Source organism: Pontibacter roseus DSM 17521 (assembly GCF_000373265.1).
Lineage (GTDB): Bacteria > Bacteroidota > Bacteroidia > Cytophagales > Hymenobacteraceae > Pontibacter > Pontibacter roseus.
This window is the reverse complement of the sequence record NZ_KB890765.1, coordinates 57873-81765: the sequence shown is the minus strand read 5'-3', so window position 1 is coordinate 81765 and position 23893 is coordinate 57873. Positions and strand designations below refer to the sequence as shown.

At 51.1% G+C, this 23893-nt stretch carries 18 protein-coding genes; 12 read left to right on the top strand and 6 right to left on the bottom strand.

The features are described from left to right. Positions 1 to 60 precede the first annotated feature (60 nt). The 3 genes from B051_RS0111810 to paaD are packed head-to-tail and all read left to right on the top strand — an operon-like array spanning position 61 to position 1947. Positions 61 to 696 carry a hypothetical protein gene (locus B051_RS0111810; protein ID WP_018478408.1) on the top strand — a complete coding sequence of 212 codons (636 nt, stop codon included), beginning with the start codon at positions 61 to 63 and terminating at the stop codon, positions 694 to 696. Next, positions 696 to 1451, top strand: a complete 756-nt coding sequence (paaC, locus tag B051_RS0111805; RefSeq protein WP_018478407.1) for a 1,2-phenylacetyl-CoA epoxidase subunit PaaC — start codon at positions 696 to 698, stop codon at positions 1449 to 1451. Before B051_RS0111810 ends, paaC begins: the two co-directional genes overlap by 1 nt. 10 nt (positions 1452 to 1461) lie before the next feature. Continuing rightward, on the top strand, positions 1462 to 1947 hold the full coding sequence (gene paaD / locus B051_RS0111800; RefSeq protein WP_018478406.1) for a 1,2-phenylacetyl-CoA epoxidase subunit PaaD: 486 nt from the start codon (positions 1462 to 1464) through the stop codon (positions 1945 to 1947). Between the two features lie 315 nt (positions 1948 to 2262). On the opposite strand, the gene B051_RS0111795 is transcribed toward paaD, so the two are convergent. Continuing rightward, positions 2263 to 3993, bottom strand: coding sequence for a M3 family oligoendopeptidase (locus tag B051_RS0111795; protein WP_026236356.1), 1731 nt, complete (start codon positions 3991 to 3993; stop codon positions 2263 to 2265). A 116-nt stretch (positions 3994 to 4109) separates the two neighbouring features. After that, entirely contained in the window at positions 4110 to 5195 is a 1086-nt protein-coding gene (locus B051_RS0111790) for a ferredoxin--NADP reductase (protein WP_026236355.1), read from the bottom strand. Between the two features lie 262 nt (positions 5196 to 5457). Here B051_RS0111790 and B051_RS0111785 point away from each other — a divergent pair, with 262 nt between their 5' ends. The 3 genes from B051_RS0111785 (at position 5458) to B051_RS0111775 (ending at position 7642) form a co-directional block, all read left to right on the top strand. Continuing rightward, positions 5458 to 6012: an HNH endonuclease gene (locus B051_RS0111785; protein WP_033316859.1), complete on the top strand. Its 555-nt coding sequence runs from the start codon at positions 5458 to 5460 to the stop codon at positions 6010 to 6012. A gap of 49 nt (positions 6013 to 6061) precedes the next feature. Beyond that, the gene (locus B051_RS0111780; RefSeq protein WP_018478402.1) at positions 6062 to 6760 is read left to right on the top strand and encodes a peptidoglycan DD-metalloendopeptidase family protein; all 699 of its coding nucleotides are present in this window, start codon (positions 6062 to 6064) and stop codon (positions 6758 to 6760) included. Positions 6761 to 6850: 90 nt separating this feature from the next. After that, positions 6851 to 7642: a mechanosensitive ion channel family protein gene (locus B051_RS0111775; protein ID WP_018478401.1), complete on the top strand. Its 792-nt coding sequence runs from the start codon at positions 6851 to 6853 to the stop codon at positions 7640 to 7642. Between the two features lie 133 nt (positions 7643 to 7775). Here B051_RS0111775 and B051_RS0111770 read toward each other — a convergent pair whose 3' ends face one another. Further along, positions 7776 to 8924, bottom strand: coding sequence for an ABC transporter permease (locus B051_RS0111770; RefSeq protein ID WP_245539616.1), 1149 nt, complete (start codon positions 8922 to 8924; stop codon positions 7776 to 7778). Positions 8925 to 9207: 283 nt separating this feature from the next. Here B051_RS0111770 and B051_RS0111765 point away from each other — a divergent pair, with 283 nt between their 5' ends. Genes B051_RS0111765 through B051_RS0111755 form a run of 3 tightly spaced genes read left to right on the top strand, consistent with a single transcriptional unit; the run spans position 9208 to position 11862 of the window. Beyond that, on the top strand, positions 9208 to 10434 hold the full coding sequence (locus B051_RS0111765) for an exo-beta-N-acetylmuramidase NamZ family protein (RefSeq protein ID WP_018478399.1): 1227 nt from the start codon (positions 9208 to 9210) through the stop codon (positions 10432 to 10434). A 4-nt stretch (positions 10435 to 10438) separates the two neighbouring features. Beyond that, on the top strand, positions 10439 to 11377 hold the full coding sequence (fmt, locus tag B051_RS0111760; RefSeq protein ID WP_018478398.1) for a methionyl-tRNA formyltransferase: 939 nt from the start codon (positions 10439 to 10441) through the stop codon (positions 11375 to 11377). Then, on the top strand, positions 11374 to 11862 hold the full coding sequence (locus tag B051_RS0111755; RefSeq protein WP_018478397.1) for a dihydrofolate reductase: 489 nt from the start codon (positions 11374 to 11376) through the stop codon (positions 11860 to 11862). The genes fmt and B051_RS0111755 overlap by 4 nt, the downstream gene beginning before the upstream one ends. 73 nt (positions 11863 to 11935) lie before the next feature. On the opposite strand, the gene porU2 is transcribed toward B051_RS0111755, so the two are convergent. Both porU2 and B051_RS0111745 read right to left on the bottom strand, forming a co-directional pair. Next, positions 11936 to 16987, bottom strand: coding sequence for a putative type IX secretion system sortase PorU2 (gene porU2, locus B051_RS0111750; RefSeq protein ID WP_018478396.1), 5052 nt, complete (start codon positions 16985 to 16987; stop codon positions 11936 to 11938). Between the two features lie 27 nt (positions 16988 to 17014). Beyond that, the gene (locus tag B051_RS0111745) at positions 17015 to 18076 is read right to left on the bottom strand and encodes a putative type IX sorting system protein PorV2 (protein WP_018478395.1); all 1062 of its coding nucleotides are present in this window, start codon (positions 18074 to 18076) and stop codon (positions 17015 to 17017) included. Between the two features lie 309 nt (positions 18077 to 18385). On the opposite strand from B051_RS0111745, the gene B051_RS0111740 reads away from it, so the two are divergent. From B051_RS0111740 to B051_RS0111730, 3 genes are all read left to right on the top strand, one after another. Next, positions 18386 to 18730 (top strand): PadR family transcriptional regulator, encoded by a 345-nt coding sequence (locus B051_RS0111740; protein ID WP_018478394.1) that lies wholly within the window; start codon positions 18386 to 18388, stop codon positions 18728 to 18730. Next, positions 18727 to 21231, top strand: a complete 2505-nt coding sequence (locus B051_RS0111735; RefSeq protein WP_018478393.1) for a PspC domain-containing protein — start codon at positions 18727 to 18729, stop codon at positions 21229 to 21231. Before B051_RS0111740 ends, B051_RS0111735 begins: the two co-directional genes overlap by 4 nt. 281 nt (positions 21232 to 21512) lie before the next feature. Beyond that, the gene (locus B051_RS0111730) at positions 21513 to 22385 is read left to right on the top strand and encodes a hypothetical protein (RefSeq protein WP_018478392.1); all 873 of its coding nucleotides are present in this window, start codon (positions 21513 to 21515) and stop codon (positions 22383 to 22385) included. A 24-nt stretch (positions 22386 to 22409) separates the two neighbouring features. Here B051_RS0111730 and B051_RS21230 read toward each other — a convergent pair whose 3' ends face one another. Beyond that, a complete protein-coding gene (locus B051_RS21230) occupies positions 22410 to 23852 on the bottom strand; it encodes a CCA tRNA nucleotidyltransferase (RefSeq protein ID WP_018478391.1) in 1443 nt (480 codons plus the stop codon). Between the last annotated feature and the right edge of the window lie 41 nt (positions 23853 to 23893).

Below are 23893 nucleotides of genomic sequence, written 5' to 3'. Positions count from 1 at the left end.
TCAAAGTGGTTTTCCCTTTAACTCATAACTCTCAATTCATGACTCATAACTAACAAAACTATGTCTTTGACATCACTTGACCCAAGAGTAACCCGACTGAACCTGCCGGAAGGCGAGGCGCCCGCCATTGAGCCTAAACCGGAACTGGACCAGTTTGAGACATACGAGGTCTTCCACCAGAAAAAGGAAGGCGCTGCCTATACCTATGTAGGCCCTGTGCACGCCCCTAACGAGGAAGTAGCTTTTCTGTTTGCCAAGGAGCAGTACAGCCGCCGTGCCGCTTGCACCGGTATGTGGATTGCCCGCACTGAGCACATACAGGTAACGCCCTATGCCGGAGACGGTGAGAACGTGTACGACATGGTGCGTGCACAAGACCCAACTGAGCAGAGTGAGCAGCCAGAGCCGTATGAAATTTTCCACCTGAAGAAGCGTGGCAAAGCCCATACCCATGCTGGACGCGTTATGGCTACCTCTTACCAGGAAGCACTGCAGGAGGCTCGCAACCAATACGGTGATAAAGGTCCGATTGTGAACGTGTGGGTGGTGATGTCAAAGCATGTGCTCCAGTCTGCAGAGGAAGACAAAGACATGTGGACCACGATACCGGAGAAGAAGTACCGCGAGGCCATCGCCTACAAAGTGATGGACAAAATCACAAAGTATAAAGAAGAACATAAAACGACTGCCTCCTAATGAACGAGCTAGCGATAAAAGACCTGTTGTACAAACTAGCCGATGACCAACTCATATTGGGCCACCGCAACTCCGAGTGGACGGGTTTTGGCCCGATACTGGAGGAGGACATTGCTTTCTCATCTATGGCGCAGGACAAGATTGGCCACAGCCTGGCTTTCTATACCTTGCTGCAGGAGCTTGGCGAAGCTGAGCCAGACACGGTGGCCTTCACCCGCAACGCCAACCAGTTTCACAACAGCCAGCTGGTGGAACTGCCGAACGGCGAGTACGACTTCAGCCTGATTCGTCACTTTCTATACGACAACGCCGAAATCATCCGCTTCGAGATGTTGAGCCAGTCCAGCTACGAACCAATTGCGAAGGTGGCTACCAAACTCAAAGGTGAAGTAAAATACCACGTGCTGCATGCCAACACTTGGATTAAGAATCTGGGCGCCTCCACCGAGGAAGCCATCCTGCGTCTACAGTCCGCCCTGGACGAAGCCATACCTTATGCGTTGGGTATGTTCGAACCGTCCAAGTATGAGCAGGAACTGATTGAGAGTGGTGTTTATGCAGGTGAGGAAGCCGTGAAAACAGCGTGGTTGCAGCGCATCAAAACGGTCATAGAGAAAACTGAGTTAAAACTGCCAGACCTGAGCACCATTGAACCTAGGTTTGGAGGACGTTACGGGGAGCATACCGAGCACCTGCAGCCGCTCCTGGATGAGATGGCCGAGGTGTTCAAAATAGACCCAACAGCGGAGTGGTAAACTCATAAAGATGGAGTTGACGAAGGAGAACATATTGACCCTGTTGGAGGATGTGAAGGACCCGGAGATACCGGTGCTGTCGCTGGTAGACTTGGGCGTCATCACGGGCGTGGAAGTCTCAGATGCTGGCCACGTGACCGTGAACATGACGCCTACCTTTGCCGGTTGCCCTGCCATGGACTACATGAAGAAGGACGTGCAGCGCACCTTGGAGAAGAACGGCATCACGAGCCATACCGTCAACATGACCTTTGACAAACCATGGGACAGCAACAAGATTTCTGAGAAAGGCCGGAAGCACCTAAAGGAGTTTGGTCTGGCACCGCCACCCAAGTATGACCTCATCCTGGACCTTGACATTCTGGAGCATGTAAAGTGCCCGTACTGCGACAGCGACAACACAGACATGCGTACGCCCTTTGGGCCCACTCTTTGCCGCTCCATGCACTACTGCAACGACTGCCGCCAGATGTTTGAACAGTTCAAGCCTTTGTAGATTTCTACTAAATTAAACCAGCAGCGCCCGTCACGAGTTCGTGACGGGCGCTGCTGGTTTACAAGAAGGCAATGGACCCCTCTAGTGAGCATGGCCGTCCATGAGGCGGGCTTGCAGGTATAGCCAATAAACACCCAAACCCAGGCTTCAATCTCGAGACCACACCTGCCCAAGCTATACTTTTGTGCAACAGGTATACCTGTATTTGAGCCCAAAGCTATACCTGCAAAACTGTCCTCATATCTCCCCATGAAAAAGCCCCGCCACTACGTATCAGGTAATGCCGGGGCTTTATTGTAAAACTTTGGTTTCGGCTTAGAGCTGCTCCATCTCGCCCTGCACAAAATTGACCAGGGTCTTGATGTAATCGGTGCTGAAGTCGAATTTGATGCCGGCTGCAGCGTATACCTCGCCAATGGGAACGGTATAGCCTAGGCTTAGGGCACGTTTGTAAGCCGCCAAGCCTTCGGCAGGGTTCTCTTTGTAGTTTTTCCACACGGCTATGGCGCCCAGTTGTGCCATGGCATACTCTACGTAGTAGAAGGGTACCTCATAGATGTGCAGCTGCTTCTGCCAGATGAACGGCTTGTACTTTTCCAGTCCGCTCCAGTTCACCTCCAGGTGGTTGAAGCGCTCAAAAATGTTCAGCCACTCCTGGTGACGCTCCTCCTGCTTGTGCTCCGGGTGCTCATAAATCCAGTGCTGGAACTTGTCCACGGTAGCCACCCAAGGAAAGGTCTCGAGCACACTCTCCAAGTGGGTTCGCTTGGCACGGCGCAGTTCATCCTCATCCTTAAAGAAGGTGTCCCAATAGTCCATTGAAATGAGCTCCATAGACATAGAGGCCAATTCGGCTACCTCAGACGGTGGATGTTTGAAAGCTCCCAAGGTCAAATCTCGGGTCAGAAAGGAATGTACGGCGTGTCCGCCTTCGTGCAGCATGGTAATCACATCGCGCAGACTGGAAGTGGCGTTCATGAAAATAAATGGAACACCAATCTCATCCAGAGGGTAATTATAGCCTCCCGGAGCCTTGCCTTTTCGGGATTCCAAATCCAGGTGGCCCATCTCGCGCATGGTGGCCAGGCAGTCCCCCAAGTAGGTGTCCAAGTTGTAGAATACCTGAACCGTTTTCTCCAGCAGCTCCTCACCTGACTTGAACGGCTCCAGCGGCGCTTTGCCGCTTGGGTCCACGTCCAGGTCCCAAGGCCGAAGCTCTTCCAGCCCCAGTTGCCGCTTGCGTTCCTGGTCCACCTTCGTCAGGAAAGGCACGATAGTTTCTTCAATGGATTGGTGGAAATCGAAACAGTCCTGCGGGGTATAGTCGAAGCGGCCCATGGCAGCAAACATGTAGTCGCGGAAGTTTTCGAAGTCGGCGTTTTTGGCTACCTGCGTACGGAGATGCAGCAGTTCATCAAACAAATCATCCAGCTTCTGCCGGTCTGCCACTCTTCTTTCCTGTATGGCCCTCCAGGCTTCTTCGCGCACTTCGCGTTCGTTGCGTTTGAGTCGGTCAGCGGCGCGCTGCAGGGTCATTTCCTGCCCATCCAGCGTTACGGTCATGGCGCCTGTGATGGCGGCATACTGCTGTTGCTTAGTGCTTATCTCGGTGTTAAGGGGAATGTTTTCCTCCCGGAAAATCTCGAGTGCCCGTTCCACGCCACGCAGGTATACCCTGTACTTCTCCCTGTCCAGCCCGTTCACGTAAGGCGAGTGCATCAGCTTTAGGTTCAGTTCGTGGTCGTAGGGTGCTATCTTGGGTTCGATTTCAGAGACGAAGTATTGAAACGCCTTCGTTATTTCTTCGTTCTGTGTATCGCAGGTCATCCGGATGTAGCGCCAGCCCAAGTCCTCTGAAAGCACGCTCTCCAGTTCGCTGCGGTCCTTCATCCACTTCTCCAGTTCCTCCACCGAATGGATGTCACGGCTTTTTAGCTCTTCAAAGTATGGCGCAATGGTTTCCCAGGTATCGATTTTAAAGTCTTCCGACAGGTATACCCTCTTCTTTCGTTCGGGCACTTGTATCATAGCTTCAGTTTTACTCATAGCTTGTTATGTATAAGAAGAGGTAATATAGACACTTCTTCTGAAAGTGCAAAAAAATCCACTAACAGATCTGCACTGGATTCAGCAATGTCTTAGGGCCAGGTATAGCCACAGTCCTACCCGATTTCTATCACCACGTTGGCGGTGAGCGGATGGCCTACGCAGTTGAGCACGTAACCCTCATCCAACTCAGCGTCGGAGAGGCCTTCGCGCTCATCCAGGTGCACTTTGCCGCTCAGGCACTTGCCCCGGCAGGCGGTGCACAGTCCTGCCTGACACGAATAAGGCAGGTCCACGTCCTGCTCTAGGGCGGCCTCCAAAATGGTCTGGTCCGGCTCTACCTGCACACTGTACTCGGCACCTTCGTAGATGATGGTGACAATCTGCGTCGTGATTTCCCCATCGTCGTCAGAGGCCATGACTTCGCCGTGCTGCTCTTGCTCCTGCTGCTCTATGAGTTTGTTGCTCACAAAGCTCTCCCGGAAAATTCGGTCAGCCGGAACATGCAGCACATTGAGGGCTTTGCGCACCTCCTCCATCATGCCTTCCGGTCCGCACATGTAGTAAAGCGAATTTTCCGATTTGGCCATTTTCAAGCGCTCCAGAATCTTGATGACCATGCTCTGATTCATGCGTCCACCGTGCTCGCATTGCTGTCTGGGTTGGCTAAAAATGTACTCGGTGTGGAGTCGGCCCGCGTAGGTGGCGCTCAGCTCTTCCAGCTCCTTTTTGAAGATGACAGACTCCTCATCACGGTTGCCGTAGAGGAGGGTCACCTTGCTGTTGGGCTCTTCGCGCAGCACCGACTTGAGCATAGACATGAGCGGCGTGATACCGCTCCCAGCCCCGAACAGGACGATGTTCCGGCTCTGGCTGGCGTTCGGCTCCAGTTTGAAGTTGCCCAATGGCTCCATTACCTCAATTTCCTGACCAGTTTGCAACTGATCTAGTAAGTAATTGGAAACCAGACCACCTTCTACACGTTTAACAGTTACAGACAGCCTAATCCCCTCATCCGGGGCGCTGCAAAGCGAGTACGAACGACGTACTTTTTTTCCTTCAATCGGGAGGATAAGCGTCAGGAACTGACCAGGCTTATACGGTATGACTTTTTTATCGGGATGTTCTAAATGTATGGTAATCGCATCTGAAGTTTCACGGGTAATCTCCACAACTTTCAGACTGAAGTAAGGGCTACTCATATTCCTATTTTTTGCTCGACGGATTAGTAAATCAATACGGTTTAAAACTGAAAGTTACGACAAACTATTCTGTTCGTGGAAAATATCGCTCAAAAATTAGCGCTGTCACAATTAATAACGTAATGTAATCGAATCTGTAACACGATGAACGTAGAATGAAAAAAAAGCCGCACATTTGCAGATTACTGCCTATATCTGTGGCATCCGGGTACTATCCTGCACCCGCATTCCGTTCTCCAAAATACAACTACTGAAAACACCAATGCTCTACAAACTAACTCTCAAAAACTGTGAAAAAACCGTAGTGGTTGACGACCGCACCTACGAGTACATTCAAAACAATGCGTACCTGCAGCAGATAGAATTCCTGAAGCACCTGCGCATACACTCCAACGGCTACGCCTTCTTCCAGAAAAACTGGCCCCTGAAGAACGGCAAGTACCGCAACGAAACCATTTACCTGCACAAGATGATTGGGGAGCAGCTTCTGGAAAAACCAGAAAGCAACATCAAGCTCTACGTGCACTTCAAGAACGGCAACAAACTGGACTGCCGCCGCGAAAACCTGGAATGGGCGCCGCTCTGCAAAATCGTGCGTAACACCTCCAAGACGGAGAACAAGCTGGGCGTGCGCGGGGTACACAAGGAGGCACAAAAGTACCGTGCCATCATCCACCACAACAAGCAGCGCATCAACCTGGGCACCTTCGACACGCTACAGGAGGCTGCGCAGGCCTACAGCAAAAAGTCTGAGGAGCTCTTTGGCAAGACAAAAAGCCTGAAGACACTCTCCAAGTATGTGGAAGAAATAGCTTGATTCTTCTTATACTTGCGCGGCGGAAAACCCTCCGCTTCGCTATACCTGTATGAGTGATTCAAAAAAACTTAGTGACCTGCTAAGGCAGCATGCTATTGCCTTCGGGCCCGTGCTTAATGCGGACCTGAACGGCGATGATGTGTGCCTGCTCGATTTCTCTGCTGCCAACCAAAGGCTGCAGCAGACTGACCTGCGCAACACAGCAGCGTTTGACGAAGCTGTCAAACACATGCTGCAGGAGCGCAACGCCACCATAGGTGTGGGAGGATACTTGGAGAACAGGTTCATCTACCGGCGCAGTTCGCACTTTGATGTAGCCGCCGAAAGCCGTGACCTGCACCTGGGTGTGGACGTGTGGCTGGAGGCTGGGACGGCTGTCTTTGCACCGCTTGATGGACAGGTGCATAGCTTTGCCGACAACGCCAACTTCGGCGACTACGGCCCGACTATCATATTGGAGCATGAGTTAGAGGGCACGACCTTCTATACCTTGTATGGCCACCTAAGTGTCTCTTCTCTGGCAGGGCTGGAGGTTGGAAAGGAGTTCAGGAAAGGTGACAAAATCGCCACAGTGGGGTCTTTCCCTGAAAACGGCGATTGGCCTCCGCACTTGCATTTCCAAATCATCAGCAGTATGGATGGGAAGCAAGGCGACTATCCTGGGGTGGCCCGTTTGTCTGAAAGAGCAGTTTACGAGGCGCTATGCCCGAACCCCAACCTGATTCTACAGAGCCGGCACCTGCCTTAGTATTGCCATTGCTTTAGAAAATAACCAATTTTGAACTCTGATGCCCTTGCGAGGTCGTCAGAGTTTTTTGTTTGCCCATACCTAAACAGCATGTTCGACTTTTTCAACTTCGATGCCTACAGCGCCACTATCACCAACTTTGTGATGGTATATGGTATGCGCCTGGTAGCTGCCACCCTTACCCTGCTCGTCGGCCTTTGGGTCATCAACTGGCTGAACCGACTGATATACAACCTGATGGTGCGGAAGGATGTGGATATTTCGCTGCGCCCTTTCCTGAAGAACCTCCTGGCCATCATCATGCGGGTGCTGCTGATTATCCTTGTCATTGCCCAATTGGGCGTTGAGATGACTTCCTTCATTGCCATACTGGGCTCAGCGGGTCTTGCCATTGGTTTGGCCCTGCAGGGCAGCCTCTCCAACTTTGCAGGTGGTGTACTCATTCTGACCATCAAACCATTCCGCGTAGGCGATTACATAGAGGCACAGGGGCAGGCCGGAACCGTGGACATCATCAACATTTTCAACACGGTCATCAAGACGCCGGACAACAAGACAATCTTTATACCCAATGGCCCGCTGGCCAACAGTGTGGTGGTAAACTACACGGTAGAGAAAACGCGCCGGGTGGAGCTCAAATATCCGGTTTCTGTGAACAACGACATCGGCCAGGTAAGGCAGATATTGCTAGGCCTGCTGAACGCTGATAAACGTGTGCATCCCGAACCTGCCCCGGTCATCGTGGTCACCGATTTCACCGATAAATTACTTACCCTGAGTGTGCGTGTATGGGTAAACAAGGAAAACTACTGGAACTTCTTCTGGGACATGAACGAAAAGGTGAAGGCTACCTTCGAAGAACAAGGTATAGCCTTGAGCTAAGGTATAGCTCTTCCTACTGCGAGACGTGTGTGCCTGAGCACTGATATATTAAGTCATACCTAGCAAAAAAGAGAGCGGCCAAAACTCAGTTTGGCCGCTCTCTTTTTTCTAGGATAGGTATAGCGGAACGGTCTTAGTCAAATTTGATTGCTCTCACCGGCTTGATGCGGGCTACCATGGCGGCAGGTATGAGGATGGCCAGCATGGTCATCAACAGCGTAATCACGTTGAGTATAACAATGATTCCGAAATTCCAGCTGATGGGCACCGTGTCCATGTAGTAGTTTTCGGGGTCGAGCGGGATGATTTCAAAGTAGTACTGAATCACGCAAAAGCCCAGCCCTATCAGATTCCCCCAGAACATGCCCTTCAGCGTCAGGCTCAGCCCCCGGAAATAGAAAATCTGCCGTATCTGCGCATCCGTCGCCCCTACTGCCTTAAGCACCCCAATCATGTTGATGCGCTCAATAATCATGATGAATACCGTAGACACCATGTTAAAAGTCGCCACGAAGATAATGAGCACCAGGAAGATGACCACGTTCTTGCGCAGGAGCTGGAGCCAGTCAAACAGCTGGGCGTGCCTGTCGGTTATTTTTTCGAGTTGCAGGTCATAGTTCATCTGGTCGAACACCTGGTCCGCCACCAAATCTATCTGCTCGAAGTCTTTCAGGAGAATTTCGACGCCTCCTACCAGCGTGTCAGGCCAGTTGTTCAGTTCCCGCACCAGTTGCAGGTCGCCAATCACAAACACTTCATCAAACTCCTCCAGGCCGGTGTTGAACACGCCCGACACCTTCAGTTTGCGGGCGCGGGGTGGGTTCTGTATAAAGTAGAAAATGGCCTCATCCCCCACTTTCAGCCTGAGTTTGTCCGCAATGCGCCGGCTGAGCATCACGTCCATGGAAGACGCCGTATCGTTGAAGCCGATAAGCTTTCCTTCGTCCAGGTTCTGCTGCATCGCCGACAGGTCATACCCTTTGTCTACTCCCTTGACCACCACGCCCAGCACCTCTTCATCAGTTTTGATGATGGCCGTCTTGCGTGCGAAGGATTGGATGTGCGCTATACCTGGTATATCTTCGGTGCTGTTTATGCCGGTCGCCGTACTGATGGGAGCGCCCTCAAAGGAATTGTTGGTGTCGTACTTGCTTATCTGCAGGTGTGCCCCAAAGCTGAAAATCTTGTCCCGTATCTCGTTACGGAATCCTTCCAGTATGGCAAACGACACAATCATGATGGCAATGCCCGCAGCTATGCTTATAATTGCTATTTTTGTCACAGACGTGGTGAAGGAACCAGACTGTACCTCAGAAATCTTTTCGGATATGTATTTGGAAACGTTCACTCGCTTGTGTCTAAACTGCCTTAAAGATAGGTATGAATTTTGACTTAGAGCCTGTTTAAGTTCCGATTTTGCTGGGCAAGCTGAGCGGACAATCTTCGTTCGGCATCATCTCTAATCCCATACTTCGCTTTGAGGCTCAGAACGCAACCGAAGGCACATCTTAGTTCCATATTTAACCGCATAATACTTACACGCTATACCACTACACTACCCCACGATGATACAACCAATCGTTATACTCTATGGAGCCCTGCTGCTTGGGTTCAACAGCTGCTCTCCCAAACAGACACCTGCTGCCACTACGGAGCAGCACACTCCGCCTGCCGAAACGGCTCAATCCCCTGCGCAGAAACCGCTGGCGCTGGGTGCAGAACAGCTGGACCGCTACCTGAAACACCTGCAGGGTAAGCGGGTGGGTATGGTCGTGAACCAGACCTCTATGGTGGGCAAAGCCCATTTGGTGGACACATTGATTAGCCGCGGGGTAGAGGTGACCACGATTTTTGCGCCGGAGCATGGTTTCCGAGGCGAAGCAGACGCCGGCGCTCACATTAAAGACGCAAAAGACACCAAGACCGGCCTGCCGATAATCTCGCTCTATGGCAACAACAAGAAGCCGTCTCCGGCCCAGATGAAGAACCTTGACGTGCTCGTGTTCGACATACAGGACGTAGGTACGCGCTTCTATACCTACATTAGCACGATGCACTATGCCATGGAGGCTTGCGCCGAAAACGGTAAGACCATGCTCGTGCTGGACCGTCCCAACCCGAACGGGCAATACGTTGATGGCCCGGTGCTAGAGATGGAGCACAAGTCTTTCGTGGGCATGCATCCCATCCCAATTGTGCACGGTCTCACCGTAGGCGAGTTAGCTAAGATGATTAACGGCGAGAAGTGGCTGGAAGGCGGCAAGAGCTGTGACCTGACGGTTATACCTATGGAGAGCTACACACACAAGATGGCCTACAACCTGCCGGTGCGCCCTTCTCCTAACCTGCCCAACGCGCAGGCCATTGCGCTATACCCTTCCATCTGTTTCTTTGAGGGAACCAACGTGAGCGTTGGTCGTGGCACACCCACTCCTTTTCAAGTGATTGGCTCGCCGTTCTACCAGAAGAAAGACTTTTCGTTTACCCCCGTGAGCACACCGGGCGCAACCGACCCGCCCCACAAAGGCGTAAAATGCTACGGCATGGATTTGACTGACCCATCGAAGGCGCAGCCGTTCACGCTGGCCTACCTGCTGGAGATGTACAACAATTCGTCGAACAAGGACAAGTTTTTCAACAACTTCTTTGAGAAGCTTGCCGGAACCTCTGAGCTGCGCAAGCAAGTGATAGCCGGCAGAACCGAAGCCGAGATAAGGGCAAGCTGGGAGCCCGAGCTTTCCGATTACAAAGTGCTCCGCAAAAACTATCTGCTATACCCTGACTTTGAATAGAACCATGGAGCAAGACCTCAGAATCGTGTTCATGGGGACGCCTGACTTTGCGGTACCTACGCTGCAGGCACTCGTTGAACACCAATACAAAGTAGTAGCCGTGGTTACCGCTCCCGATAAACCGGCCGGGCGCGGGCAGAAGCTACAGCAGTCGCCGGTGAAGGAGTATGCCGTGTCGCAAGGTATACCGGTACTGCAGCCCACCAACCTGAAATCAGAGGCATTTCTGGAGGAGCTGCGCAGCTACCAGGCCAATCTTCAAATCATCGTGGCTTTCCGGATGTTACCGGAGGTGGTGTGGGCCATGCCGGAATTGGGTTCTTTCAACATACATGCTTCGCTGCTTCCCCAGTACCGTGGAGCGGCGCCAATCAACTGGGCCATCATCAACGGTGAGAAAGAAACCGGCGTCACCTCCTTCTTCCTCAAGCATGAGATTGACACGGGAGACTTGATTTTCCAGGAACGCGTTCCAATTCTGGAGGAGGATGACTTTGGCAGCATGTATGAAAAACTGAAGCACCTAGGAGCTGAATTGGCTGTGCGCACAGTGCAGGCCATTGAGCGAGGCGAGGTGCAACCACAGCCACAGCAGATTTCAGCCGAGACGAAGCACGCCCCCAAGATTTTCAAAGAGACCTGCGAGATAGACTGGAACCAGCCCGCCCGAAAGGTGCGCGACTTCATCCGCGGCCTCTCCCCTTACCCCGCCGCCTGGACGCGTTTCGACGAGAAGACGTTCAAGCTTTTCAAAACCGAAATCTTGGAAAGCACCGCCTATACCTTACAGCCCGGCCAAATCAAAACGGACAACAAAACCTACTTGCACGTACAGACCGCTGCCGGTGTCATCTCTGTCCTAGACCTACAGATGGAAGGCAAGAAGCGCATGCCGATACAGGATTTGTTGCGGGGCTATACTTTTAAAACAGAAAACGCATGATTGCCATTGTAGTAGCCGTAGCCGAGAACAATGTGATTGGCAGGAATAACCAACTCATCTGGCACCTTCCGGCCGATTTGCGCCACTTCAAGCAAAAAACAATGAGCCACCCCATGGTGATGGGGCGTAAGACCTTCGAATCCATAGGCAAGCCGCTTCCCGGCCGGACCACCATCATCGTCACCCGCCAGGAGGGATTTGAGGCGGAAGGCTGCCTCGTGGTTCATTCTGTGCAGGAGGCGCTTCAGAAGGGCAGGGAACTTGACAAGGAACAAGTGAGCATAGTAGGCGGCGCCGAGATTTACAAGCAGGTATTGCCCGAGGTGGACACCATCTTCCTGACTGAGGTGCACCATACCTTTGAGGGCGACACTTTTTTCCCGGAGCTGGACATGGCTGAGTGGCAGGAAGTAAATGCCGAGCAGCACGAACCAGACGAGAAGAACCCGTACCCTTATACCTTCCGGGAACTGAGGAGAAAATAATACCATACTTTCACCAACAAAAAAGGAGCACTGGTCAGTGCTCCTTTTTTGTTGGGTTTGCTATACCTCTACCTTAGCGTAGAATGTATACTTTGCCATATCCGTTCACGAAGGCCTTGTCGCCTTTCTTCCAGTTGTGCTTCATTTCTTCAGTGCCCTGCGGCATCACCACCCGGTACAGGTATACGCCATTGGCAAGTTTGTCTCCGAACGTATCTGTACCGTCCCATGCATATTCAGTCTTGTTGTTGCCGATGCGTATTGGTCCAATCTCCTCCCGCATTATCTCCTTCACCACCTTCCCAGTTACGGTCATTATCTGTATTTTAAAGTCCTGTGGTATGACAGCGCCTGTCAACGTGAAGATGAACTGCGTCTTGGAAGAGAACGGGTTTGGGTATGGGTAGAAGTTCGTGATTTTTGACTCATTCTCCACTTCAAAGCTGATGCGGTATGGAGATACCCCGGAATCCTTACCCGTCACATCCTTGCCTTTCACCTCCAGAGTATACCTGCCATTCTCCAAACGCTCCGGCTTGTACTCAAACCGGAAGTCATTCTTCTCATCCGCCGGATACACGCGCATTTCATTTGGTTTGGCAGATTGTTTCACATCCAAAGTATTACCCCGGCCATCTGTCAAATAAACTTCCATAGCATCGGCATTCTGCAGGAAGGCGTGTTTATTCTCATCCTTCAGCATGATACTGATAAGAGGACTTGGTGAAACCAACTCCCCATCCATGATATGCACCCCGTCAAAGGCGACGTCCATGATAGGGTGCAGTTTGGACTTCACAGCGAAATTCACCTCATAGATGTTGTTCTGATACTGCTGCTCCGGCTGCAGGCGCGGATTCACGTACATGCTCAGTTTGTAGCTGCCATCCAAAGCAGATGTCGGCATGCTAAAGCTGAAGTTAGTAGTCTTGTTACCCTCCAGCGCTCCGATTTTAAACCGTGACACCATAGGTTCTATACCTTCACCAGTCACCGTCACCTCCACTGTCAACGAATCCCGGAACGCATACGGGGTGATGTTCTGGAAGGCCATCGGCATATTTATCATGCCCCTACTGGCCTGCTCCGTCACAATGTCATCGCTCACTTCCACCAAATCCGGCCGTATGACTCCCTCTGGGGCTGCTTCGTAGTACACCATCCACTGTTTCAGTTGAGGAGCCGTTCTGGCTTCCGTATCAGTCAAGGTGGCCATCAGCTGCAGACTCGGATATTCCTCTGCCTTTATGTTGGCTAGGTTGTATACTTTCTCTTTGATGTCCTCAGCCAACAGGTTCCTTTGCCCAGCGGCATTCACTCCATAAAGGCTGAGCTTGTAGCTATCGTTACCTGCTCCGTATCGCTCAATGTTGTGGTGCAGGCTTCCCCAGCTTAGGGCAGGTCCTATGATAGTGGAGGTCACGGTGCCTTCCTTCTCACGCGTTTGCAAAACAGTCGTCAATGTGACTTCTTGGGAAGTGGCAGCAATGTCTCCTTCAACCTTAGCAGTGGCTTCCTTTGCCGTGCCCGGTGCTGCTCCTTTCTGTCCTATTATAGCATAGGGATAACCAGTCTTCAACTCATCTATGATTCCAGAGCCAATGCTCTTAAATGCCGCTTTCAATTCTGGTGTAAATAATTCAAATGGCACTTTATTAATGCTGATGCCGAATACATAGTAGCCCTCAGGCACTGCCGCCAAAAATTTCTGCAAGTTAGACCTCACAGTTGGATTATTCAAGTCACCAAACTGGTATAGGAAAGGCATCCAAGAACATCCTGCCATACCTGGGACGTTTTTTCTACTTAGTTCTACGTTGTCTAGTACAACAAAATACATGCGTGGGGCAGAAGACCCTTCGAAGTTTCCACAGGCGTTGTTGGTTTCGGTGTGACCGTTTAAAAAGATTCCATAAGGAGGCTGGCTATATCGTACATCTCCACCTACTGTACGAAGTTCTATATTGGCGTACAATGGGTTGAAATTCCATTTTGTGCCGTATTTCTCTTCATAGTTTATACCTTCTAGCTTGGCTTTACCGAACTGGCCCGTGTGGCTTTGTGACCAGCCTCCTATGCTGTTACTGATATATCTAAATGAGCTTTGCACCCATACTGTATCCTCACCAGGAGCAAAGCTATCAAACCTGGCCCTCCAGTAAAATACTGTACTATCTATACCAGGCTGCAGTAATGGCAACTCAACATCCCACGCCCGTACTACTCCAGTTCCAGCATTATATGAACGTTTAAGAGCAGAATTAAAGCCGTGAGTTGTATCCATTTCAAAATATACTCCCTTAGGCTCTGCTCCTAACTGTGTGGATTGAACAACCAAACTGACTCTAGAATTCTTAACAATAGAGTACTCCATTGGAGCTAATGCTGAAATACCAGAACTTGGCAGGAAGTGTTGAATCCGCAAAAGATTATTGTCCTCTTTTAATTCATTTACTCTGTACGTATTGTCTAACTCAATTTCGAAACTGTTCATCCCTGCTGCTGCTGTTCCTAAGTTGGGCAGAATAAGCTGAAGCTGGTCCTTTTTAAGTATAGGCTTCACTCTAATTGTACCTGATTCAACAATAGCGTTGCCTGCTAAAGTGCGTTTGATTTTAGCATCTACTGAGTCCGGAATAGCCTTGCCGAAATTATTTATGTTAACCTGAAGCAGTAGATTTTCAGATTCAGAAGTGGCTACTTCACCATTACTATCTGTAATTACGAATAAATTGTTATCAAATGTATAATCAGGCTTGCTTGGTGCATAGGGCTTGACAGCCGGATCACCCTGCAGCACCATTTGTGTCATTGTTGCGACATAGTATCCATCGGATGAGTGTGTAGTATTAAGACGCCTAACTGCCTCCTTCTGTATTTCACCTATTGTTCGTCCATAGAAATTCGCATCACTGAACGCAGTCTGATAGTAATTCCTAGAGTAGTCGTTCAAAGGATTATCCCCGCCTGTATGAGAATGTGCTATAAAAGATATTGCTCCTCTATCGGGGGTAAGCAACCAGTCTTCACCAAATGATTTGTAATTGTATATGAAGGCATCACCCGTAGCACAACCATTCATCAGGATAACTGGATATTTTCCTTTGTTACGGTAACCATTGATATTGATGGATGCAAAACCAACATCAAGGTCTGATGTTGTGGCAGAACTATGACCAAAGAACGTCATTAAAGAAAGACCTTCATTTACCTCCTCCGAAACGTTTATAGTAGTTACAGTCTCACTCACACTTTTTCGGTATTTCTCCAAAACATTAGCACCTAGAAAAGGGCCCTCAGCTATGTTTTTGTAAATCGTAAGCCAATTCGCGAATTTATTCATTTGGTTCACGTTACTTCCTCCTCCAAGCTGTAGAATATTCTTTCTCCATGCTAGTCCTTCAGGAACTGCATCGTATTCTTTTACTTTGTTCAAGTATGCAAGAATCTGTTCTGCATCTGTTACAGGTAAACGGCCTGTTGGCACCCGTGGTTCATATTTATGATTTCGAAAGTCTGCCGTAAAGAAAATATCAGAGGAAGGCATCATACCCGTTGGCACTAAGTCTATTTCATATGCCTTGTGATATCTATTACCTACATGATACAAACTGTTCCTACTACTACTGTTATCAACACTCCTAAAATCCGAAGGCGCGGCGTACTTCATGCCCTTGCCAATCAGGAACAGGTGCTTGGGGCGCTCAGAGGTCAACATAAATTCCATAAACTTACGAATGGCATTGGAGGAAAATTCTCCATAATGGAATTGATTTACTACTTGGTCCACGTGAAGTAACAGTGTATCATAACCGCCACCCACTGCTGATGCTCTATATGCTGCATACTCAACCGGTGCTGAATTTTGTGCCCCTGCGGCTACCTTCATCAATCTCCTGTTGGTAATGATGATGTAATTTGATTCTTCAGCTGCAATACTCCTGAACTTCACTACATCAACCCTCCCCCTAGGCTTGAAAGCATTAACCGTACTTGCTAATAGTACCTTATGTGACTTAAACTCGGTCGGTATGACGAAACCTTTGTTCTGGCCATTTAACCGCCCGGCAATCCTTACAGGATTATTTGAGTCCGTTACATCATATGATACAACAGATTCAGAAGCTCCGGTAAACTCAAAATAGGGATTTGAGGCCCGAGTTGAATCTGTATGGAAAAACATTGAACTACCAGTAAAACTGGTTATCTGAGGAAATGTAAGTTTGCCATATGAAAAAGTAACATCGTTCGAAGGGGTGGCATCAGGCACTGTCTGTATCGTGACTTTACCTTGCGAAGAGATATCTGAAAACTCTAAAGTAGATTTACCTTTTGCAAAGCCATCTTTTTCGATTTGGAAGCGTGACAGGAGTTTTACACCACCTGCCGGAGGAACTAAATTCACAGCAAATCCATGTGAATTTGAATTTACGCCACCCACGGCATACTCTAAAATTGGTTTTGGTCCACTTGATGCTAAGTTTACAACCGCGTTTACGTCATAATTCTTTGCTACACGGGAGGCAGTTGAGCTATACCCTTCCCCCTCATCCATCCAAGATAGAAGCGCGTCCCCATGCACTTTGCCATTATAGTATCTATCTACATAATAGCTCACCACCTTCTGCAAATGGTAAGGCTCCGGCGTCCGTCCATCAATAGCAGGATTCACCTCCCGCATGCGCTTGCCTCCCGCTGAGTTCACAGTTAGGAAGTACGCTGCTGTGTCAGTATAGAGACTGTAGAGTTGGTGTGGTTGGTGGGCGGGGTTCTTGTAGAGGTCCTGGTCCAGACGGCCGTCGTTGCGCTCTCCGTAGAACTCTATAAAGTCTTGTCGGTCCAGCCTGCCGTCTGCCTCGCCAGCCACGTGGATAGCGACTTCCTGGCCTCTTCTGAACAGTTGGAAGTGCTGCGGGTTCACGCCTGCCAAGCCCAGACTATCCAGGTAGCCATGGCTCAGACGGTGCAGGCCGGTATTGACCACCTTCAGTTTATAGTAGGTTTTGGAGTAATCAATCCATTCATTGCCATAGGGTGTGGGTGATTGTGCAGAAGCAGCTGCAAAGGCTCCTGCCACTAGAATGAGTGTGAACAGGCAATGTCTGTATAGCTTGTAAATGTTCATCGGCTACGATACTAAAACCGTGTGTTGTTAATTGAAGGAATAACCTAGAGAAATGATAACAGAGTACAGACCACCGCCATTCGCCATGTTGCTGTCTCGTCCGTTCACGCGCGACATCGCCAAATCGATGTTCAGTCCGTTGTTATGGAAGCCCACACCAAAGTTGGGCTGTACCTTAGAGGAGGTGCCTCCCTCGAATGTCTTATACTGCTGGTAGTTGTTGATGCCTCCCCGCACGAACACGGTTTGGGCATAGGCCAATTCCATACCTATGTGCGGGTCAAGAGAGGCGAAGCCTGACTTGAGAAGCACATTGCGCTTTCCGTCAAAAGTCACGTCGAGGTCTGTCGCCAGCAGGCCTGATATCTTGTCCGTGAAGGTGAAGCTCTTGCCCACACCCAGCACCAGGCGTGGGAGCGTCAACTCAGCCGTGTTCTCAGGCAGGTCGTTTCCGGTCTGTTGGTATGTCTCCTCCAGCGCCTCCACGTTGTGGGTCCAGGCCGTGAAGGTGGTGGTAATGTCTTTGGCCATGAGTCCGAAGTGCCAGGTGTCGCGTCTTAACTGAGCACCCGCATCAAAGCCAAACCCCCAGGCGTTGGCAAACTCCCCCACATTGCGGTAGATTATCTTGGCGTTCACCCCTAGTTGCAGCCCCTCTATCAGGTTGCTCTTGCGGGCATAGGAAAGCAGCATGGCGTAGTCCGCTACGGAGAAGAAGCGGATGCTGTCGTACTGGATGTAGCCATACTCGTTCTGCAGGCGGCGCGTGTCCACGATGTCGTCCACGCCCAACCGAATAACAGACACCGCCAAGGCGCTGCTGGAGTCTATTGGCATAGCAAAGCTACCGTAGTCGTTTTTGGCGACGCCGGCGAACAGTTCCGAGTGCATCAGCGCGATGTTATACCTGTTGGGGAGGCGCAGCAGACCTGCTGGGTTCCAGAAGCCGGCCGTGGCGTCGTTGGCAACGGCCACCTGAACATTGCCCATACCCAGGGCCCGGGCACCAACACCGATGTTCAGGAACTCATTGCTATACTTGGGTGTGGACACCTGCGCCGTGGCGAGGCCACCGCATAGGAGCAGCATAGCAATAAGGCATGGTAGCGTAAATTTGCTCATAGGCACTAAAATTTTCCTTGGATTCCCTTCTTTCAACTACTCCCGTTGCACATTTTTTTAAAGCGCCTCAGGCAGTGTATTTTGCCCCTTAACACGCCTCAGAGCGATTTAGTTAAATGTCTCAGCTCTAAATTTTCCCATCAAAAATAATGAATTACATCCACAAAATATTGTGGGTTAAACCCTTTCTAAAAAGAATCGTAATTATTTTTACACAGTACCTTGTTTTACATAGTACCTTATATTATATTTGCTTCAACATTTAACGGAATCATCATGAAAGTAGAAAACACACAAGTGCAGATGCGGAAGGGAATTCTGGAATTCTGCATCCTGGAGATTATCGCTCGTGGTGAGGTATATGCATCCGATATGTTGGAGGAGCTAACAGCTGCCAAGATGATAGTGGTGGAGGGTACCCTGTACCCCCTGCTTACTCGCCTCAAGAACGCGGGGCTTCTCGACTATAGTTGGGTAGAATCTACCTCTGGTCCACCGCGCAAGTATTACACTCTCACCGAAACGGGCCGCAGCTTCCTGGAGCAACTCCGCGACACCTGGTCCGAACTGGTAGCCTCCACTGAATTTATCATGCAACACAAGAAAGCTCAGCAATCATGAAAAAGAACATAAACATCAATTTGCAAGGCATCATCTTCCACATAGAAGAAGATGGCTATGAGCAGCTTAGTCGGTACCTGACGTCTATTCGTAACTACTTCTCCAGCTATGAGGGGCACGAGGAGATTGTGGCCGATATCGAGGCCCGTATAGCTGAGATATTCGCTACGCGTCTCTCCCCCGGCAAACAGGTTATCACGCTGGAAGACGTACAGTCGCTGATTGCCCAAATGGGTGACGTGACCGATTTCGAGATTCTGGAGCCGATGGAAGAAGAAAGGCCATTTGCAGGAGGCGCCGCAAGACCTGCAGGTGAACCGGCAGCCGCCGCTGCAGCAGGAACCTACACAGAGGCCAGACCCAAGAAACTGTACCGCGATGTGTCCCGAAAAGTAGTCAGTGGTGTGTCGGCAGGTATAGCCAACTACCTCAACGTGGACCCGCTCTGGATTCGTCTCCTGTTCGTGTTCCTGGTGATTGGTACGCCTCTGACAGAGGGCATATCCGGCTCATTCGGCCTGATTGCGTACATCATCCTCTGGATAGCGCTACCCGTGAACTACAGCCTGCCTGAAATCACAGTCAAAAAACTGTTCCGCGACCCATCTGATAAGAAACTGGCGGGTGTGGCCAGTGGTATAGCCAAGTATTTCGGGGTGGATGTGGCCGTTATTCGCATCCTGTTCCTGGCTCTGATTTTCGCAGGTGGCTTTGGTATACTTGCTTACATCATCCTCTGGATTGCGGTTCCAGAGGCTGCCACCCTCACCGAACGGATGCAGATGCAGGGCAACCCTGTGACGCTATCGAGCATTGAGCATACCCTAAAGGAGAACCTGAACATGAAGGACCATGACGGGGAAGAGAGTACTGCGGCCAAGGTGGTATTGTTGCCCTTTCGTCTGATATCGCAGGTCATCAACTGGCTCGGCCGGGCACTTGGCCCCTTGTTCGCCTTCCTGATTTCCATGATTCGCGTCCTGGCTGGGGTAATGCTCCTGACTATTGCGCTGGGTTTGACGGTTGCGCTCTTCACTTCCCTGTTCATTTCACTCGGGATAGTGGATAACCAGTACGGTATGACAATAGGAGATTTCCCGCCCTCCATTCTGCTGGAGGGCTTTCCCAGGCTCGGCTTGGTGGCAGGTTTTTTTGTAGCCCTAATCCCGATTCTGTTCCTGATTCTACTGTCTATCGGCCTGTTGGCAAAGCGCTTCTTCATGCGCCCACTGGTTGGGTGGTCTATGCTGGGGGTATGGCTGGTAAGCTTGTTCCTGCTGATTACGACCATAGCCATGCATACCAATAACTTCAGACGCTCTGGCGAGGTAGTGGTAACGCAGTCTATACCTGTTGAGGCATATCCGGTGATTACGTTGGATGGGTATAACACCAACTCCTCCTACGACAACCGCATCTACTTCAATGTGCAAGGCCAGAACGCCAACACCCTGGACGTGCAGCAGCGCCTGCAGGCCAAAGGCAAAACCGAGGCCGAGGCCCAGGAGAACGCCCGCATGATCAGCTACCGCGTGGTACAGAACGACTCTACCATTCGCTTTGACAACAGCTTCGAGTTCAAGCCGGGTGCTGCCTACCGCAGCCAGCGCATGGATGTGACCCTGATGATTCCGCAGGACAAAAGACTGCGCCTGACAAGCAGCTTTCTGCGCATGATTCCGAGTGGCACCTTTGAGGAAGAGTACAGCCGCGAGAAGACCCTGCGCAACCTGTGGCAAGTGAAAGGTGACCGATTGGCTTGTCTTACCTGCGCCGCCGATACGCTTGACGATGCGAATGACACCAACTACGCCGCCGCCAGCACCATGGGTATGGGCGGAAGCGTCCTGAGTGAGGAGTCAGCATACAGCTCAAACCAGCAGACCTACGAGTTCAGCGACTTCAACGAAATCCAGGTGCAGGGGCCCTACCATGTGCAAATCGTGCAGGGCAACAGCTACGCCGTATCAGCCCGCGGCAACGAGGAAGACCTGGAGAAACTGCGCATCGAGAAAAGCGGCAATACCCTTGAGATAGAACACAAAGGCAAGACCTTCAACCTATTTGACAAGGAGAGGCTCGTATTGATTCAAATCACGGTGCCGGAGCTCCGCAGCCTTGACCTGAGCGGTGCCATCACAGCCGACGTAGGCCAGATAAAGTCGGATGAACTCAACATTACGCTGGTGGGTGCATCGAAGGCCTTTATCGATGTGAACACAAATAGACTGACAGGCGATTTTGCGGGAGCCACGAAGGTTACGCTGGTTGGCCGTGCCGACGACATGGACTTGGACATTGCGGGAGCCAGCAACCTGGATGCGGTCAGACTGGTGGCCAACACCGTGAACGTAGAAGCGGTTGGGGCATGCACTGCCGATGTATACGCCACCAACACCTTGCGAGCCGATGCCGCTGGAGCCAGCATAGTCCGCTACAAAGGCAAACCAACCAACGTGGTGACGGACGTATCGGGAGCTAGCAAAGTCTCACGTCTGTAAGCACTTTACCTCTGATTGAACAAGATGGCGGTGGGCTCGGCATACCCATACCTGGGCCCACCACACCTGCTCTTAGTACAAGATAAAACTACCCGTTCCACCTGATTTCTTCTCCCCGAGTTGAACCAAACTATCTGGGTTCAGTCATTCACCAGAGGGGCCGCTCCATATCATAGCCCTGATATAGGGGCGGCCCCTCTGGTTTTGGTGGTTTTCAGCCTGTGAAAGGCCGCCACAAAACTTCCTATACCTGCAGTTTACCAATCCTACCAGAACAGACTATGTTGAAGATGAATTTTCTTTTCCTGCTCACAGCCGCCTCTTTCATCACCACCAGCGCCATGGCACAGGTATGGCAACCCTCTGCCTGCGACGCAAAACTGGTCTCGTACCTGGGCTGGAAGGAGACGCCGGAGACAGAGTGGTCGTTGGTTGTAACGTCCCAAAACGGCGGCAGCCTTCACTACATCGGGGCCATCCATTCGGATGACACCACACATGAACAATTTCAGGTCATACGTCAGGCTTGGAAGGAACAAAAGCCGACCATCGCTTTCTTTGAAGGGCCAGACCGAGGTATAGCCGGTTCAGAAACCGAGACGATACAGCAGTTTGGTGAATCAGGGTTTGTACGGCACCTGGCGAGGGCCGAGGGTATAAAGACGGAGTCGCTGGAGCCAAAGCCACAGCAGGAAGTGGAGCACCTGCTCTCACGGAAGGAATTCACGCCGGAGCAAATCAAGCTGTTCTATATTCTGCGGGAGGCGAGCCGGCTGCGGGAGCGCAAAGGTATGGATGAGACACAAATAAAAGCCGCCATCGCCCAACTGCTGCAGCGGGCCAACCAGCTTATACCTGCCTTCGCCACTGTGCTGCCGGACGTGGAGTCGCTACAGCCGGCCTATGCGAAATACTGGTCAGCGCCGGCCAATTGGTGGGAAGCCCCTTCGGAATGGTTCACGCCAGTCGATGATGGAGAAATGACCGGCGGGAAGTTCACCAACACCATCAACCGGCAAAGCAGCGAGTACCGCAACCTGCACATGTACCGGCTCCTGACGGAGGCAGTGCTGCGGGGCGAACGGGTGTTTGCGGTAGTAGGAAGAAACCATGTGCCCATGCAGGCGGCAGCCATTATGTGCGCATTGCAGTAGAAAATTCAAGAGGAGCAGGTATACCTACTCCCCTTTTTCCGTAGGAGATAGCATCTTTACCACGCCAAGTCCCTTCGCCTTTCCGGCGTTCAGGAGGTAAGCGTACGCTTCATCGAATTCGTTTTTCACAGTGCCCTCCAGTATCGCCTCCGTCAGCACTTCCTTCAGTTCACCTACTGTTTTGGAAGGACTCAATCCGAAGGTTTCCATGATGATTTCGCCGGTGATGACTGGTTGGAAGTTGCGCAGTTTATCGCTTTCCTCCACCTCCACCAGGCGCTTTTCCACCTTGTCGAAGTTTTGAAGGTAGCGCTTCACTTTGTTGTCGTTTTTGGAGGTGATGTCGGCGCGACAGAGCTTCATGAGCCCTTCTATGTCATCGCCTGCCTCAAACAGCAGCCTCCGTATGGCGGAGTCGGTCACCGTGTCTTTCACCAGCGCAATGGGGCGCAGGTGCAGGCGAACCAGCTTCTGCACGTACTTCATGTGCTCGTTCAGCGGCAGCTTCAGGTCTTTGAACAGTTTGGGCACCATACGGGCGCCCCGCTCCTCGTGGCCATGGAAGGTCCAGCCCACTTTCTCATGGTAGCGTTTGGTATCCGGTTTGGCAATGTCGTGCAGGATGGCCGACCAGCGCAGCCACAGGTCATCCGACACCTCGGCCACATTGTCGAGCACCTGCAAGGTATGGTAAAAATTATCTTTGTGTGAATTGCCCTTGATGGTCTCCACACCCTGCAGCTCCGCCATTTTGGGGAAGATGAGTTGCAGCAACCCAGAGGCGAACAGTAGCTTGAAACCATAAGAAGGCTTAGGCGAAAGCACGATTTTGTTCAGCTCATCCGTGATGCGCTCCTGCGACACAATCTTGATGCGCTCCTTGTTGTCGATGATGGCATCAAAGGTTTCCGGGGCTATGTCGAAGTTGAGCTGGCTGGCGAAGCGGATGGCGCGCATCATACGAAGCGGGTCATCCGAGAAAGTTATACCTGGTTCCAGTGGCGTCCGGATGATTTTGCGCTTCATATCCTTCAGGCCTTCGAAGCGGTCAATCAAGACACCGTAGCTCTGCTTGTTCAGGCTGATGCCTAATGCGTTAATGGTGAAATCGCGCCGCTTCAAATCGTCTTCCAGCGTGCCTGTCTCCACTTCAGGCTTGCGCGAGTGCTCCCGGTACGACTCTTTGCGGGCACCCACAAACTCCACTTCCCACTCCCCGGAGCGCAGCATGGCGGTACCAAAATTCTTGAACACCGACACCTTGGGTTTATGAGGCAGTTTATGTGACACCAGTTCCGCTAGTTCTATGCCATCGCCCACGCATACCACATCAATGTCTTTCGAAGGCCGTTTCAGCACCAGGTCACGCACAAAGCCCCCAATCACGTAGGCCTCTACGCCTGCTTCGGCCGCCGCAGCGGCCACTGTATCGAAAATGGGGTGCTCTGGTAGTTTTATTGTATCCATTCTAAAATCAAAACCTCAGGCCGTACAAAAACATACGCCTG

Coding starts and splice junctions, on each gene's coding strand:
- B051_RS0111765 (WP_018478399.1), top strand. CDS start 9,208: ATGATACAACCAATCGTTATACTCTATGGAGCCCTGCTGCTTGGGTTC.
- B051_RS0111795 (WP_026236356.1), bottom strand. CDS start 3,993: ATGAGTAAAACTGAAGCTATGATACAAGTGCCCGAACGAAAGAAGAGG.
- B051_RS21230 (WP_018478391.1), bottom strand. CDS start 23,852: ATGGATACAATAAAACTACCAGAGCACCCCATTTTCGATACAGTGGCC.
- B051_RS0111780 (WP_018478402.1), top strand. CDS start 6,062: ATGAGTGATTCAAAAAAACTTAGTGACCTGCTAAGGCAGCATGCTATT.
- B051_RS0111740 (WP_018478394.1), top strand. CDS start 18,386: ATGAAAGTAGAAAACACACAAGTGCAGATGCGGAAGGGAATTCTGGAA.
- B051_RS0111810 (WP_018478408.1), top strand. CDS start 61: ATGTCTTTGACATCACTTGACCCAAGAGTAACCCGACTGAACCTGCCG.
- fmt (WP_018478398.1), top strand. CDS start 10,439: ATGGAGCAAGACCTCAGAATCGTGTTCATGGGGACGCCTGACTTTGCG.
- paaD (WP_018478406.1), top strand. CDS start 1,462: ATGGAGTTGACGAAGGAGAACATATTGACCCTGTTGGAGGATGTGAAG.
- B051_RS0111755 (WP_018478397.1), top strand. CDS start 11,374: ATGATTGCCATTGTAGTAGCCGTAGCCGAGAACAATGTGATTGGCAGG.
- paaC (WP_018478407.1), top strand. CDS start 696: ATGAACGAGCTAGCGATAAAAGACCTGTTGTACAAACTAGCCGATGAC.
- porU2 (WP_018478396.1), bottom strand. CDS start 16,987: ATGAACATTTACAAGCTATACAGACATTGCCTGTTCACACTCATTCTA.
- B051_RS0111745 (WP_018478395.1), bottom strand. CDS start 18,076: ATGCTGCTCCTATGCGGTGGCCTCGCCACGGCGCAGGTGTCCACACCC.
- B051_RS0111735 (WP_018478393.1), top strand. CDS start 18,727: ATGAAAAAGAACATAAACATCAATTTGCAAGGCATCATCTTCCACATA.
- B051_RS0111730 (WP_018478392.1), top strand. CDS start 21,513: ATGTTGAAGATGAATTTTCTTTTCCTGCTCACAGCCGCCTCTTTCATC.
- B051_RS0111790 (WP_026236355.1), bottom strand. CDS start 5,195: ATGAGTAGCCCTTACTTCAGTCTGAAAGTTGTGGAGATTACCCGTGAA.
- B051_RS0111785 (WP_033316859.1), top strand. CDS start 5,458: ATGCTCTACAAACTAACTCTCAAAAACTGTGAAAAAACCGTAGTGGTT.
- B051_RS0111775 (WP_018478401.1), top strand. CDS start 6,851: ATGTTCGACTTTTTCAACTTCGATGCCTACAGCGCCACTATCACCAAC.